The following is a 15,352-nucleotide window of genomic DNA, read 5'->3' on the forward strand; positions in this document are numbered from 1 at the left end:
CCCGGGGGAGGGTTCCCCGGGCCGCGGCCTTTTTTCGTTAAATGCAAGTGCTTTGCGATTTCAATCAGAGCCGTAGGAGTTTTCCGCATCTTCGTTTCTCCGGCTGCACGAAATCTATCTTGTTGTCGAGTGTCTTGATTTGAGCCTGTCTTCGAGCAGGCGTTTTGCTTTGCTTTAGCGAACTTATGGGATAGAGGCGTTCATGCGAAAAATGTCGCTGCCGGAATTGGCGCGACGCGTTTCTTCTCATATGATATACGTGAAAATTCTGTCGCAATGACTTATTTAAGGCTTGCTTACTAATCTTTCCTTGAAGGTTTTGCCTCGTTGCGCTAGGATAACACCAGTTTGATGCAATTTTTGCGTTGCCTATCTTTTGTATTCGTTCATTACTTCTTTTATTCTTCGGTGATTATTGTGCATAAGCACATTCTCATATCTTAATTCCCTATCTGAGGAGGACCCGTGAAGTTCTTTCTTGACACCGCTGACCTTGCGGAAATCGAGGAGGCTGCAAGCTGGGGCGCCCTTGCCGGCGTCACGACGAACCCGTCGCTGTATGCGCGCATCGGTGGAAAGCTCGATGATTTCCACAACCATATCAAGCGCATCTGCGACATCGTTGGTCCGGATTGCCCTGTTTCGGCTGAGTCGGTGGCTATGCAGCGCGACGAGATTGTCGCTGATGGCCGCGAGCTCGCTGCGATCGCGCCGAACGTCGTCGTGAAGATTCCGACCATGGTCGAGGGCCTTGCCGCCACCCATACCCTTGCTGCAGAGGGAATCCCAGTCAATATGACGCTTTGTTTCAGCGTTCCGCAGGCGCTTCTTGCGGCTCGTGCGGGCGCTCGCTACATTAGCCCCTTCATCGGTCGTTTCGACGATATCTCCGAGGACGGCCTTGAGCAGGTTGCCAATATCGTGACGGCAATTAACAATTACGACTTTACCGGCAATACGGTTAACGGGGAACAGGTCGAGATTATCGCGGCTTCTATTCGCTCTGCGAATCACGTTACCCAAGCCGCGCTTATGGGCGCCGACATTGCGACGGTTCCTTTCGGCGTTCTCAAGAAGATGGTGCAGCATCCGCTGACTGACCGCGGCCTCGATTCCTTCCTTAAGGACTGGGAGAAAGTGCAGCAGGCATAAATTATGAGCGAAAATGAAGTAGCGGAGACCCAAGCGGCTCGCGCGCCCGAAGCTTCCGAAGCTCCGAAAAAGTCTGCCGCCAAATCGGACTCCGCTTCCCCCGTGAAGCGCGGCCCCGGTCGCCCACGGAAGGTGAAGGCTGAGACCAGCGAGTCGGCTGCAGAGGCAAAGCCGAAGCGCGGCCCTGGTCGGCCCCGTAAGACACCGGTTGCGGCTGAGGCCGCGGCGGATGCTGTTCAGTCGTCTGCTTCGGCTCCTGTTGAGGAGAAGCCGAAGCGTCGTCCTGGTCGCCCGCGGAAGAACCCTCTTCCCGAGGCTGTTGAGGGCGAGCCGAAGGTGAAGGCTGCGCCGACGACTGACAAGAAGACCGTTGAGCCTTCGGCAAACAGCGGCGGCGAATCGGGCAAGTCTCAACCTCGTGGTTCGAAGGCGGCTAAATCTACAGCGCGTGCTGTGCGTTCTGCGAAAGCGGCGGCTCGCGACGAGGAATCACCCAAGCCCGAGTCTCGCGCAGCTGAAGAGGGCGAGGCGCACTCTGCTGAGGCGGAGTCCGCTAAGCCTGCTGACGGCGCCTCCAAGCACGCTGGCGATTCAAAGCAAGATGCCGACGTTAAGCATTCCGCTGAGTCTTCTGCCGACGCTTCCCCAAAGGAGCCTTCTTCTTCCTCGAAGACTACGGTTCATGTACGTCGTTCTCGCGGGGAGCAGGGTTCATCGAACGATCAAAAGCAATCTGGTAAGAACTATTCCGGATACAACAAAGATCGCAACAATAATCAAAAGCAGTACCAGCAAAAGCATGGCAACGACCGCAAACAGCGTCGTGGTCGCAATCAGCAGAATCGCGAAATCACCCCGAGCGTGAATCGCGAGGAGCTTGCCGCTCTCAAAGTTGCGGAGCTGCGTGCAAAAGCTGCCGAGCTTGAGTTGGATGTGACGGGTCTTAAGAAGGCTGAGCTTGTCGATGCGGTGTACGAGGCGACCGTAAAGGCCGAGGGTTTTATCGAAGTCACTGGCATTCTCGATATCATGCCTGACGGATACGGTTTTCTGCGTACGCAAGGGTATCTCCCCAGCGAGACGGACGCCTACGTGGGACTCTCCATGATTCGCCGCAACGGATTGCGCAAGGGTGACATGGTGTGCGGGCAGACGCGCCCGGCGCGCGAGAACGAGAAGTTCGCGGCGATTCAGAAGCTCATCTCGGTCAACGGCAAGACGCCCGAAGAGGGGTCGAAGCGCCCCAAATTTTCTGACCTCACGCCTGTCTATCCTGACGAGCGCCTGATCATGGAGCATGGCAAGAACACGATCACCGCTCGCGTGATCGATCTTGCGGCTCCGATCGGCAAAGGCCAGCGTGGCCTTATCGTGTCGCCCCCGAAGGCGGGCAAGACGACCATCTTGAAGGACATCGCGGCGTCTATCACGGCAAACAATCCTGAGGTTCACCTGATGTGCCTGCTTGTCGATGAGCGCCCCGAAGAAGTCACCGATATGGAGCGCTCGGTTCGCGGCGAGGTGGTTTCCTCAACGTTCGATATGCCGTGCGAAAACCACATCGCTGTGTCGGAGCTTGTTATCGAACGCGCGAAGCGTCTGGTGGAAATGGGCGAGGACGTCGTTATCCTGCTCGATTCTATTACGCGTCTTGCTCGCGCGTACAACCTTGCCCAGCCAGCTTCCGGGCGCATCCTTTCTGGTGGTGTTGACTCAACGGCGCTCTATCCGCCGAAGCGCTTCCTCGGCGCGGCTCGCAACATCGAAGGCGGCGGCAGCTTGACGATTCTCGCTTCTGCGCTCATCGATACCGGTTCGAAGATGGACGAGGTGATCTTCGAGGAATTCAAGGGCACGGGCAATATGGAGCTCAAGCTCGACCGCAACCTCGCCGATCGCAGAATCTTCCCGGCTATCGATCCGGTGACAAGCGGCACTCGCAAGGAAGATTTGCTCCTTGATCCGCAGGAGGCCCCGCTTATTTGGGCAGTTCGTCGTATTCTGTCGAATATGAACAACACGGAACGTGCGATGGACATGCTCATCAAGTCGCTCAAGCGCACCGAGACGAATCAGGAATTCCTCTTGCGCACGGCGAAAAAGGCGCAATCGACTCACGGGAAGGTGGAAGAAAGCATCGAGCTGTAGCGCGCTTTCTAACGTTGCCCCTGAATTTTCGATGCGCAAAGGGTTTTGCTTTATCAGTAGACGCGCCGGGCATGTTCGTCCGGCGCGTTTTTTCATAAGGTAGTATGGGACTAAAAGACGAGGAGGGAAGATGAACCAACAGCCTGATAGCACCCGACTGAATGGATTCTCCGACAACGCCAATGCCCAATATGCTCCTTACCAGGCGCAACCGACTGGCCAGCCCTATTGGCAGCAACCGACGTATGGGGCTCAGTATGCCGCCGCGATGCAACCGCAGAAGAAGAGCCGAGGCTGGATCGTCGCGCTTGTCGCGGTGGTGCTTCTGTTCGCCTTCCTGTTCGCGACGCTCGCATCGTGCAACAGCGTGATGATGGGGGCGAGCTCCTCGATGCTCGGAACAGGCACCCAAAGCGCAGTCGACTCGCTTTCCGAAGATGCCGTCGGCGTGATCACCATCGACGGAACGATCGCCTACGATGGCACCACGGCAAGCCCTGAGGGCTTGAAGGCTCAGCTCGATCGCGCGGAGAACAACCCGCACATCAAGGTGGTCGTCCTTCGCGTCAACTCGGGCGGAGGCACGGCGACCGCGGGCGAGGAAATGGCCTGCTACGTCGAAGGCTTCTCGAAGCCCATCGTCGTCTCGAGTGCTTCGATGAATGCTTCGGCGGCTTATGAGATCTCGTCTCAGGCGGACTATATCTTCACCGCGAAGACTACCGCCATCGGCGCTATTGGAACCGCTATGCAGGTGACCGACCTTTCGGGTCTGCTCGACAAGCTTGGCATTACAATAGAGAACATCACGTCGGCCGATAGTAAGGATTCGAGCTACGGAACCCGCCCGCTCACCGAAGAGGAGCGCGAGTATTACCAGAGCATGGTCGATGTGATCAACGAGACGTTCATGGAGACCGTCGCGTCGGGTCGCTCGCTGTCGATGGAGCAGGTTCGCGCCCTTGCCACGGGGCTTACTTACACCGGCATTGAAGCGGTCCAAAACGGCCTCGCGGACGAGATCGGCACGAGGGAAGACGCCATCGCGAAGGCAGCGGAGCTTGCCGGCATGCGCACCTATGCGGTCGTGAGCCTCGAGCCCGATTCCGACGACCTGTCCGATCTTGTCGGCCTGCTTTCGAGCAGCAAGATGTCGAACGAAGATGTGATCGAAAGATTGAAGGAGCTTAACGGCAATGGCCCACAGCACTAATGAGAACCCGGTCGAATGGCCTGCGCGCGCGGTAGTCACCGCGGGCATGCCCTACGGCAACAAGCCGCTGCATTTCGGCCATGTCGGCGGGGTGTTCGTCCCAGCCGATGCGTTCGCGCGCTTTTTGCGGGACCGCATCGGCAAGGATAACGTCCGCTTCGTTTCCGGAACCGACTGCTTCGGCTCCCCGATCAACGAGGGCTATCGAAAGCTCGTCGAGGCGGGGGAGTTCGACGGGAGCATCTCCGACTACGTGATGCGCAACCATGAGCGCCAGGCGAACACGCTGCGCTCCTACGGCATCAGTCTCTCCATTTACGATGGCTCGGGAATCGGCCATGCGGGCGAGGTTCATCAGCGCGTTTCGGAGGCGTTCATCGAGAAGCTGTATGCGAACGGCTTTCTCCATAAGGAATCGACGCTTCAGTTCTACGACACCGAGGCCCAAACGTTCTTAAACGGTCGTCAGGTCGTGGGACATTGCCCGGTTCAGGGCTGCAAGTCGGAGCATGCGTATGCCGACGAGTGCGACCTGGGCCATCAGTACGACCCGGTCGACCTCATCGCGCCGAAATCGTCTGTCACGGGAACGGTGCCCGAGATGCGCCCGGTTGAGAACTGGTATTTCGACCTGCCCGCCTTCTCCGAGTTCTTGAAAAAACACGTGGAAGCGCTCAAGGCCGACCCCACCATTCGCGATGTTGTCCCGCAGACAATCGAGGAATTCCTCACGCCTCCGGTGGTTTACGTGAAAAACGAGGCTGAGGACGCTTATCGCGAGATTGCCTCAGAGCTGCCGAAGCACACTTTCCGCCCTGCGGAGAAGGGCAAGCAGAGCTTCGAGCTCGAATTCTCGTCCATCGAGGATCGCGACGCGGCGCGCCCTTTGCTCGCGCGGGCGAACATTCGCTTCCGCATGGGCAAGACGCTCGTTCCCTTCCGCATCACCGGCAACATCGAGTGGGGCGTGAAGGCTCCGGTTATCGAAGGCGTCGAGGGACTCACCGTGTGGTGCTGGCCTGAGTCGCTGTGGGCGCCGATCTCGTTTACCATGGCGGTGAACGATGAGCTCGGTCTTCCGCGTTCGAGCTGGCAGGAGTGGTGGTGCTCGGATGACGCGGAGGTATTCCAGTTCATCGGGCAGGACAACCTTTACTTCTACGGTGTTGCTCAGCCGGCGATGTGGGAGGCGCTCAATCCCGGGAACTTCTTCGGAGGCGAACAGTCCCCCGCGCTGCGCCAGACGACGCTCATCGCGAACCACCATTTGCTGCTCGGCAACAAGAAGGCATCGTCGTCGAGCGCGGTGAAGCCGCCCTCTGCCGACGAACTGCTTGATTACTACACGCCCGAACAGCTGCGTGCGCATTTCCTTGCACTCGGCCTCGATCAGAAGTCGGTCGGGTTCAAGCCCAAGCCCTTCGACCCCGATGAGTCGAAGCGCACCGATCCGCGCGTGGCCGACCCAGCGCTCAAGGAAGGGACGCTGCTCACCAACGTGTTCAACCGCCTGGCGCGCAGCTGCTTCTACGAGGCGCAGAAGAACTTCGATGGCATGATGCCGCTTTGCGCGATCAGCGAGGAAGTCGTCGCGCGCGCGCAGAAGGCGCTTCATACCTACGATGAGCTCATGCGCAAAGTCGAGCTGCACACGGTGATGTCGCTCATGGATGAGTTTATCCGCTACTCGAACAAGTACTGGACCGACGGCATCAGGGAGGCTGAGCTTTCCGGCGACGCCGATGCGCGTCGACAAGTGCTTGCGGACTCGTTCTATCTGCTGCGCATGTGCACGTTGCTCATGCACCCGATCGTGCCGTTTGGCTGTGAGAAGATCTGTCTGCAGATGAACTTCGATGCCGATGAGTTCTTCAGCTGGAATTACGACTTCGAGGGCATGGGCGAGCTGTGCGGCGCCGCCGAGCTTGACGAGGGGGCTCATCGCGTTCGCGAGCTTCCGCCGCGCTTCGACTTCTTCGAGAAGCACGAGAGCCAGATCAAGAAGAAGTAGCAGGTCGCTTGCGCTAGCAGGGTTGTGGCTTTGAGTGCGGGTGGAAGGGTTGCCTTTCCGCCCGCATTTTCTTTCGTTGCGAGCCCGCCGCGCGTCTCGTTTCGATGGGGCGGGAAGCTTGCTGCGCGAAAAATGACGTTTCCGTCCCGTCGCCTTTCTTCATAAGAAAACGCATTTTTGCTCTTGTCGAAGCCTAGGGAAGAGCGTTATAATTCAACGGTTTCTATATTACACATGCTTGTGCGACCCACGCCGCCAGTGGCCAACCGAAAAAGGCTGCGGTAGTTGGGGATGACCGCAGGCAGAGGATTAACGAATGGAGAAGAACATGACGAAAGTCAGCATTCAGTCGCTGCTCGATGCAGGCGCGCACTTCGGTCATCAGACCCGCCGCTGGAACCCCAAGATGAAGCCGTACATCTTCGGCCATCGCGGTGACATCTACATCATCGACCTCAAGCAGACCCTCATCGGTCTCGACCAGGCCTACACCTTCGCTTCCGAAACCGCCAAGAAGGGCGGCACCGTGCTGTTCGTCGGCACCAAGAAGCAGGCTCAGGAGCCGATCGCCGACGCTGCGAACCGCTGCGGTATGCCGTATGTGAACGCCCGTTGGCTTGGTGGCATGCTCACCAACTTCCAGACCATCCGCTCCCGCGTTGCCCGCATGGAGGAGCTCGAGGCCATGGATACCGACGGCCGCATGGCGTCGCTTCCCAAGAAGGAGCAGATCCTGCTGCACAAGGAGCTCGGCAAGCTGCAGACCAACCTCAACGGTATCCGCAACATGAAGCGCACCCCCGATGCCGTCTTCGTGATCGACACCAACCGCGAGGGCATCGCCATCCATGAGTGCAAGCGTCTCGGCATCCCCGTGATCGGCACGCTCGACACCAACTGCGATCCGGACGACGTCGAGTTCGGTATCCCGGCAAACGACGACGCTATCCGCTCCGTGCGTCTGCTCGCCGACTTCGTGGCCGACGCCGTTATCGCTGGCACGGGCGCTCCCGTGACCGCTGCCGAGATGGAAGCTGCCCCTGCTGAGGCTGCTCCCGCCGAGGAAGCTCCTGCCGCTGAATAGCGCAAACGTTTAGCTCCAGCCGCGCGCTCGAAAGGGGGCGCGGTGTTTTCATTCATCTTTCACTTGAGAGAAAGGAACATCCGTGGCTGCAATTACCGCTGCAATGGTCAAAGAGCTCCGCGAAATGACCGACGCCGGCATGATGGAGTGCAAGAAGGCGCTCGTCGAGGCCGATGGCGATATGGACAAGGCCGTTGACGTTCTTCGTACCCGTGGTTTGGCTGCTGCCGCCAAGAAGGTTGGCCGTGCCACCAACGAGGGCACCGTTATGGCCATCGTTTCCGACGACGCAACCAAGGGCGCTGTCGTCGAGCTCAACTGCGAGACCGACTTCGTTGGCATGAACGAGAAGTTCAAGGGCTACGCTGAGAAGATCGCCCGCGCCGCTATGGCTGCCAACGTTGAAGACATCGAGGCTCTGAAGGCTGTCGACGCTGAAGGCGAAACCGTCGAGGACGTGCTCACCGACGCCATCCACACGCTCGGCGAGAACATGAACCTCGCTCGTGCTGCCGTCGTCGAGGCTGGCGGCGTTGCCTCCTACATTCATGGCGGCGGCAAGATCGGCGTTCTCGTGACGTTCGACGTCGAGGGTATCGATCCGGCTTCCGACGAGTTCCAGCATTGCGGCCGCGACGTCGCCATGCAGGTTGCTGCTGCTTCTCCGGTTTCCGCTACCCGCGAGTCCGTTCCTGCTGAGGTTGTCGCGCACGAGATGGAGATCTACAAGGCTCAGGCTGCCGATTCCGGCAAGCCCGAGAACATCCAGGAGAAGATCGCCACTGGCCGTCTCGAGAAGTTCTACAAGGAGAACTGCCTCACCGAGCAGGCGTTCGTCAAGAACCCGGACCAGAGCGTGAGCGAATACGTCAACGAGGTCGCCAAGAACCTCGGCGGCACCATCAAGGTGTCCGGCTTCAAGCGTTTCATGCTCGGCGAATAGTCGACGCTCTTGCTGTTTCGGCACATTGGCGGGTTTCCGCTCTTGCGCCTGTAACCAAACGCTTTACTTGTGAAGGCTCGCCGCGTGCGGGCCTTCGCTTTTTATAATGGATGGACTGGAATGTTGTTAGTGCACGGTTTCGGGTCGATGGGGTCGGCCCGCCGTACGTCGTGATAGAAGGTGCTCTTCCATGGCAGAGGAAATCATCGTTGCGGGCAATGGCGTGCTGAAGGGGGACGTTCGCATTTCCGGCGCGAAGAATTCGGCGCTGAAGCTAATTGCCGCCTCGATTCTCGGACGGGGCAAAACGGTGCTCCACAATGTGCCGCGCATTTCCGATATCGAGATCATGTCCGAGGTTCTCATGCACCTCGGTGCTACGGTCGAGCGCGGCGCGGACCACTCGCTCTCCATCGACACCTCCACGGTCGACAAATATGAGGCTCCTTATAAGCTTGTTTCGAAGATGCGCGCGAGCATCTCGGTTCTCGGCCCGCTCATCGGGCGCTTTGGCGAGGCTCGCGTCGCTATGCCAGGCGGCTGCCAAATCGGCGCCCGCAAGATCGACATGCATCTTGTCGGGCTCGAGGCGCTGGGCGTGCATTTCGACAATGCCCACGGCGTCCTTCACGCGACGACGCCGAACGGCCTTCATGGCGCCCATGTCATGCTCGAGTTCCCAAGCGTCGGCGCAACGGAGAACACGCTCATGGCTGCCGTCGTGGCGAATGGCACGACCTTCATCGAGAACGCGGCGCGCGAGCCCGAAATCGTCGATTTGGCGAATATGCTCTCGAGCATGGGCGCCCATATCGAGGGGGCGGGCAGTTCCACCATCGAAGTGCACGGCGTCTCGCTTGACGACACGGGTCCCTGCGAGCATACCACCGTGGGTGATCGTATCGAGGCGGGGACGTTCCTCGTCGGCGGCGCGCTCACCGGGGGGCCTGTCACGGTTCACGGAATCGACCCCTCGTATCTCCGGATGGCGCTCATGAAGCTCGAGACCATGGGGTGCACGATTTCTACCACCGAGGACTCCATCACCGTCGCGCGCACTGAGCCCCTTCGCGCCGTCGATATCCAAACGCTTCCGCATCCGGGTTTTCCGACCGACCTTCAGGCGCAGTTCATGCTGCTGGCGTCGCTTGCCGAGGGCCCTTCGGTCATTACGGAAAATGTGTTCGAGAACCGCTTCATGTTCGCGGCTGAACTCTCGCGCATGGGGGCCGACATCACCATTGAAGATCACCATGCGCTCGTTCGAGGCGTGGGCCTTCTCCAGGGTGCTCCCGTGAAGGCGACTGACCTTCGCGCTGGCGCAGCCCTCGTGCTTGCTGGCATCGTCGCCGAAGGCGAGACGCGCGTGAGCCATATCTACCATATCGACCGAGGCTACGAGGACTACGTTGGCAAGCTGCGCGGGCTTGGCGCGGAGGTCTCTCGTATCGACGTCGACGAGAATATGTAGGCGCCTCGCGAGATGTTCAAGAAGAAGAAAGGCTTCTCCGCCTCACAGTCGAAGCATACCTCTTGGAAGATGACGTCTCACACCATCGGCACGCATGTGGCGAAGGGCGGCGCTCCGCGTCATTCGCGGGGGATGAACGCCTCATCGGTCGGCTTCTCGAGCGATCGTAAAAAGCGTCGGGCAGCGCGTGGCATCGTCGATCATGTCACCCCCCAAACCGCTTCGGGAGAGAACTATCGCGCCTATTCCCGCCGCGTGAACAAGCGCGGATACATCCAGAGCGCCCAACGGAAAAGCGGGATGCGCCGCGCAGCGGTGGGCGTCATCTCGGTGATCGTCATCATCGCGGTCGCTGTTGCGGTGGGCACCACGGTTTACTTCAACGCGTCGAACTCGAAGTTGTCGCTGCAGAAGTCGAACGCGAGCAGCGCGCTTGTCGCTGCCAAAGAGGGGTCTCCCTACTACGTGCTCGCTGCGGCGAACCTCGGTTCCCCCAAAGGGGGCTCCGATGCGTCGAACGAGGCATATATCCTCGCGCGCGTCGACGAAGCTGCGCGCACGCTCACCCTCGTGTCGATTCCCGGCAATCTTGCCGTGAGCCTTTCGGATGGCAAGACCCATCCGCTCTACGATGCCTACGGGATCGGCGGCGACGAGGCGCTCGTGAAGGCCGTCTCCTCCTTTGCAGGTGTGGATATTTCCCATCTCGTGAAAACGGACGAAGAGGGCATACGCTCGCTCGTCGATCTGGTGGGCGGCATCGGCATGAGTCTTCCCGCATCCGTCGACGATCCGTATGCGGGCAGCATCTACCTCGAGGCGGGGGAGCAGGTGCTCGATGCGGACAGCTCGCTCGTGGCGCTTCGTGCGAGCAATTACTCGAATGCCGCGCAGACGCAGGCCTCGGTGCGTACGGCTTTCGCCCATGCGATGGCGCTGCGCCTTCTCGAGGCGGGCGGACTCGATTTTGCCAGCGAGCTTGACGGCATCGCGGGCAACGTGAGGACCGACTTGTCGTCTTCGCAGGTGATCGACTTGGCGAACGCGTTTCGCCCCCTCGGCGAGGCGACGGTCTATTCGGCGTACGTGCCGGGAAGCGAAAGCGAGCAAGACGGCGTGAGCCTGTTCAAGGCGTCGGATTCCCAGTGGAAGAAGGTTATGGAAAACGTCGAGGCCGGGGCCGATCCGAATGCTGCCGAAGAGGTGGAAACGGTGAGCGATCCTACGGGTATCAAGGTCGAGATTCGCAACGGCGGTGGCATCACCGGTGTTGGCGCGAAGATGGGCGAGATCCTCGGGAATGCGGGATTCACCATCGGCACCATCGGGAACGTCACTGATGCCGGCGTTTACAACGAGACGCTTGTCATCTATCGCGATGCGGCATATGAGGCGGCGGCGAACACCATCGTGAAGACGATCGATGGCGGCCGCGTCGTCAACGGCGGGGACTATTACACTTTCGACGCGAACGTGCTCGTGGTGGTTGGCAAGGATTGGCAGCCGATTCAATAGCGCCAACCCGTATTGTTCCTGCGCTTCGCCTGTGCGCGGCGTTGAGCGCGGCGGCTTGTGGTAGTATTACGAACCAAGAGAAACTTCAGTACTCGAAAAGGAGCAACGATGGTTGAGAAGACTGATGTGGCCGCGGTTTTGGAGCTTATCCGACCGAGTCTTCAGGCGGACGGCGGCGATGTGAAGCTCATCGACGTCAGCGAAGACGGCATCGTCACGGTGGAACTTCAGGGCGCATGCAAGGGCTGCCCGATGTCGGAGATGACGCTTGCCAACGGCGTCGAGCGCATCCTGAAGGAGCGCGTGCCGGGCGTCGTGCGCGTTGTTCCGCACCACGATGAATACTAGTAAGCCTTTGGCGTAAGGTGCGAGAAGGGCGGGGATTTCCCGCCCTTCTCTTTGTTTCGGGGAGGCTGTTTGGGTTGAGGGTGTGTATTTCCAGACAGCCACCTCGAACGACATGGGCTTAAAGAAGGAGGAGAAGGTGTCTCACTGCTGGGAAATGCGAGGCTGCGACGATGAGATGCAGAGCCGCTGCCCTCACAACACGCCGGGCGAGCCGTGCCCGGCAGATTGCCACTACGCTGCATGTCATCGTCCGACACACGAGGTTTGTGACGACTTCGAGTTGCTGCTCAACCCCGATTTGGGCTACGACGCGGCGGTGAAGGAAGTGTGCCATTTCTGCACGTTCTTCCTGACGCACGGACCCACTATCGAGGAATACCCGCGTCAAGAGCGCAAGCTTGGCGCGCGCAATCGATTCATCCTTTAGGAGGCCTTGGCCCCAAACACTGTTACAATGAATCGAGACGACCGACTGTGATGAGGAGGCGAGAGCCATGGTTCAAGCGCTGAGCTGCCCCACGTGCGGGCAAAGCGATCTGGACGTATGCCGCTACGACTCCATGATGGTCCTTCGCAGCGACGTTGCGCTGTTCGCGGTCACGTGCCCCCGATGCGGGGCTAGCGTTTCATCGGTCCAAACGATTCCTTTGGCCTTGCGCGAGGAAGTCCGCTTCGCAGCCATCGAGGTGGGCGCTGGAATGGGAAGGGACTAGCTCCTTGCTCAACGAGATCTATCAAAGCCTTGACCCGATCGCATTCTCGGTCGGGCCTTTTTCTGTACGCTGGTACGGCATCGCCTACGTGCTCGGATTCATCTGCGCTGCCCTTGTGCTTATGAGCACGGCGAAGCGCTGGCGGGTGCGGGTCGACTCGGATGCGCTCATCACCATCATGCTGTGCGTGGTCGTGGGCGTCATCGTGGGCGGGCGTCTGGGATACGTCTTGTTCTACGGGGATGGCTACTACCTGCAGCATCCCGCCGACATCTTTGCGCTATCGAAAGGTGGTATGAGCTTCCACGGCGGGCTCGTCGGTGCGTTGCTCTCGGGAGTCGTCGCCGCTCATTTCACGCACATCCCCTATCTCACGCTGGCCGACCTCGGTTGCATCGGGGCGCCTATCGGGCTGTTTTTCGGTCGATGCGCCAACTTCGTGAACGGCGAGCTGTGGGGTGCGCCGACCGATGCCGCATGGGGCGTCGTGTTCGGCGGGCAGGCGGGAATGATGCCCCGTCATCCCTCGCAGCTCTACGAGGCGGTGCTTGAGGGCATCGTCATCTTCCTTGTGCTGTTCGCGCTCTCGCGTAAGCGTCCGCCGCGCGCTCAGGGAACCTTCCTTGGCGTGTTCCTCATCATGTACGGGTGCTTCCGCTTCGTTATTGAGTTTGTGCGCGAGCCTGACGTGCAGCTCGGGTATCTGTGGGGCGGCTGGCTTACGATGGGGCAGGTTCTCTCGACTCCGCTCATTGCGATAGGCATTGGTGTGCTGCTTTATGCGCTTATTGCGAAGAAGTCTCAACAAGGACTTCCAGAATTGAAACAAAGCGAGTAACATATTCCGCAGGGCAAGGCGATGATGTGAGAGGAGCCTTGTTTCCAGTAGTCGCGTGCTTCTCGGTAAGGGACGCGCGGGTATACAGACGAGAAAGGGATACGTTATGGACGTCACGTTCTATAAATGCAACCACTGCGGCAATATTGCCGTGAAGCCCTTCGACAAGAAGGTTCCGCTTTCCTGCTGCGGTGAGAAGATGACCGAACTGGTCGCGAACTCCACCGATGCGGCGGTTGAGAAGCACGTTCCCGTCGTAAGCGTTTCGGGGGATGCCGTTCACGTCGAGGTTGGCAGCGTGGCCCATCCGATGACCGATGAGCATCTCATCGCGTTCGTTTGCCTGGTGACCGAGAAGGGCTATCAGATCGCGGAGCTGACGAGCGCCGATAAGCCGGAAGCCGACTTCGCCGTCGCCGACGGCGATCGCGCGATCAAGGTCTACGAGTACTGCAACTTGCACGGTCTGTGGGTCGCTGAGGTGTAGCAATCGGGGGAGCGCCGAGGTGTGTCCATTGCTTGCGGTCGCAAGACTGAGGTGGGTGCTTGACTTTTGTACGGGCGGTGAATCGATGGGATTCACCGCCCGTTTTATATTGCAATGCCAATGCACTGTGGTATCATAAACAAGCTTGTCTCGCCTTGGTCGGAAACCAAGGCATGGTAAAGGAGAACCAACATGAAGCAAGGAATCCATCCGGATTACGTCGAGTGCACCGTCAAGTGCACGTGCGGCAACACGTTCACGACTCGCTCCACCAAGTCTGAGCTGCGCGTTGACATCTGCAACGCCTGCCACCCGTTCTTCACGGGCCAGCAGAAGTTCATCGACACCGGCGGACGCGTCCAGCGCTTTGCCGACAAGTTCGGCTCCGCGAAGGACATGGTTGCCGAGCGCGAGGCTGCCAAGAAGGCCAAGCGTGCTGCAGCCGTCGCCGAGGCAGAGGCCGCCAAGAAGGCCGAGCGCGAGAAGAAGGCTGCCGAGAAGGCCAAGCGTGCTGAAGAGTACGCCAAGAAGGCTGAAGAGGAAGCTGCCCGCGCTGCCGAGGCTGCTGCTACCGCCGAGGCTGAAGGCTCCGCAGAAGAGGCTGCCGCCGACGCTGAGGCAGAGGCCGCTCTCGAGGTCGAGGCTCCCGCAGCCGAATAGCTTTTCCTCTGGGAAAAAGCAAGGCCGAACAGCTTTTTGTGCTGTTCGGCCTTTTTCTTTTTCCGAGAGATGGGGGCCCGACGCTTGACCAGACCGCGGGCGTACGGGAGAGCCCCCGAGAAGGAGCCGAGCGCCGTTCAGAGTGAGCGACCAGGCCGCGGGCGCACGGGCAAGCCGGGAGCCCGCGCACATGTGCCGAACCGCAAAAGGCGCGGGACGTGACTCCGGCAGCGCGGACGAACTGCCAGCGTTAATCGACGCCGATCATGAGGTCGGTAGACTTCACGATGGCAATCGCCTTGTTGCCGACTTCCAGACCGAGCTCTCCGATCATGTCGTTGAAGACCGAACCGGTGATGACGTTGCCGTCAGGCAGCGTGAGGGATACGCGCCCGTCCGTTTTCCCCGGGCGAACCGTGGTCACGGTGCCGACGAGCTGGTTTCGGGCTGACAGGTTGTCGACGGGCTCGTCTCCGCGCGCGAACATGACGTGGCTCGCCTTTATGACGGCGTATGCCGGCATGCCTTTTTCGAGGCCAAGATCGCGAATAGCCTCCATGGTGATGACGGAGGTGAGGGGCGTCTCGCCGACGGTGATCGAGACGATTCCGCTCACGGCTCCGATTTCGATGTCGGTGATCGTGCCCTTCAAGACGTTTCGAGCTGATATACGCATGGTTCCCCGTTCGCTGTTCTTATCGGATACACCCCTCGTGGGGGATTGTCATCTACCAAGTATAAGCAATGCCCTTCAAGCGCACAACCGCGC

At 59.6% G+C, this 15,352-nt stretch carries 15 protein-coding genes; 14 read left to right on the forward strand and 1 reads right to left on the reverse strand.

The window, feature by feature from the left end; all coding sequences use genetic code 11:
- The first annotated feature begins 465 nt into the window (after positions 1-465).
- The 14 genes from fsa (at position 466) to rpmE (ending at position 14,583) form a co-directional block, all read left to right on the forward strand.
- Positions 466-1,152, forward strand: coding sequence for a fructose-6-phosphate aldolase (fsa, locus tag Q0G85_RS04845; RefSeq protein WP_297155267.1), 687 nt, complete (start codon positions 466-468; stop codon positions 1,150-1,152).
- Positions 1,153-1,155: 3 nt separating this feature from the next.
- Positions 1,156-3,300, forward strand: coding sequence for a transcription termination factor Rho (rho, locus tag Q0G85_RS04850; protein WP_297155269.1), 2,145 nt, complete (start codon positions 1,156-1,158; stop codon positions 3,298-3,300).
- A gap of 130 nt (positions 3,301-3,430) precedes the next feature.
- Positions 3,431-4,513 carry a signal peptide peptidase SppA gene (sppA, locus tag Q0G85_RS04855; RefSeq protein WP_297155271.1) on the forward strand — a complete coding sequence of 361 codons (1,083 nt, stop codon included), beginning with the start codon at positions 3,431-3,433 and terminating at the stop codon, positions 4,511-4,513.
- Complete coding sequence (locus tag Q0G85_RS04860; RefSeq protein WP_297155273.1) at positions 4,497-6,524, forward strand: methionine--tRNA ligase; 2,028 nt, start codon at positions 4,497-4,499, stop codon at positions 6,522-6,524. The genes sppA and Q0G85_RS04860 overlap by 17 nt, the downstream gene beginning before the upstream one ends.
- A 316-nt stretch (positions 6,525-6,840) precedes the next feature.
- Complete coding sequence (gene rpsB / locus Q0G85_RS04865; protein WP_297155275.1) at positions 6,841-7,608, forward strand: 30S ribosomal protein S2; 768 nt, start codon at positions 6,841-6,843, stop codon at positions 7,606-7,608.
- An 82-nt stretch (positions 7,609-7,690) separates the two neighbouring features.
- A complete protein-coding gene (tsf, locus tag Q0G85_RS04870; RefSeq protein ID WP_297155276.1) occupies positions 7,691-8,551 on the forward strand; it encodes a translation elongation factor Ts in 861 nt (286 codons plus the stop codon).
- Positions 8,552-8,741: 190 nt separating this feature from the next.
- On the forward strand, positions 8,742-10,022 hold the full coding sequence (gene murA, locus Q0G85_RS04875) for a UDP-N-acetylglucosamine 1-carboxyvinyltransferase (protein ID WP_297155279.1): 1,281 nt from the start codon (positions 8,742-8,744) through the stop codon (positions 10,020-10,022).
- Between the two features lie 12 nt (positions 10,023-10,034).
- A complete protein-coding gene (locus Q0G85_RS04880; RefSeq protein WP_297155281.1) occupies positions 10,035-11,537 on the forward strand; it encodes an LCP family protein in 1,503 nt (500 codons plus the stop codon).
- A 108-nt stretch (positions 11,538-11,645) separates the two neighbouring features.
- Positions 11,646-11,885, forward strand: a complete 240-nt coding sequence (locus Q0G85_RS04885) for a NifU family protein (protein WP_297155283.1) — start codon at positions 11,646-11,648, stop codon at positions 11,883-11,885.
- Positions 11,886-12,021: 136 nt separating this feature from the next.
- Positions 12,022-12,312, forward strand: a complete 291-nt coding sequence (locus Q0G85_RS04890; protein ID WP_297155285.1) for a hypothetical protein — start codon at positions 12,022-12,024, stop codon at positions 12,310-12,312.
- A 67-nt stretch (positions 12,313-12,379) separates the two neighbouring features.
- Positions 12,380-12,598: a UDP-N-acetylmuramoylalanyl-D-glutamate--2,6-diaminopimelate ligase gene (locus Q0G85_RS04895; RefSeq protein WP_297155288.1), complete on the forward strand. Its 219-nt coding sequence runs from the start codon at positions 12,380-12,382 to the stop codon at positions 12,596-12,598.
- A gap of 4 nt (positions 12,599-12,602) precedes the next feature.
- Positions 12,603-13,436 (forward strand): prolipoprotein diacylglyceryl transferase, encoded by an 834-nt coding sequence (gene lgt / locus Q0G85_RS04900; RefSeq protein ID WP_297155289.1) that lies wholly within the window; start codon positions 12,603-12,605, stop codon positions 13,434-13,436.
- Between the two features lie 106 nt (positions 13,437-13,542).
- A complete protein-coding gene (locus Q0G85_RS04905) occupies positions 13,543-13,923 on the forward strand; it encodes a desulfoferrodoxin family protein (RefSeq protein WP_297155291.1) in 381 nt (126 codons plus the stop codon).
- A 192-nt stretch (positions 13,924-14,115) separates the two neighbouring features.
- Positions 14,116-14,583: a 50S ribosomal protein L31 gene (gene rpmE, locus Q0G85_RS04910; RefSeq protein WP_158049415.1), complete on the forward strand. Its 468-nt coding sequence runs from the start codon at positions 14,116-14,118 to the stop codon at positions 14,581-14,583.
- Positions 14,584-14,833: 250 nt separating this feature from the next.
- Here rpmE and Q0G85_RS04915 read toward each other — a convergent pair whose 3' ends face one another.
- Entirely contained in the window at positions 14,834-15,259 is a 426-nt protein-coding gene (locus Q0G85_RS04915; RefSeq protein ID WP_297155293.1) for a molybdopterin-binding protein, read from the reverse strand.
- Between the last annotated feature and the right edge of the window lie 93 nt (positions 15,260-15,352).

This window comes from uncultured Ellagibacter sp. (assembly GCF_934617235.1).
Lineage (GTDB): Bacteria > Actinomycetota > Coriobacteriia > Coriobacteriales > Eggerthellaceae > Ellagibacter.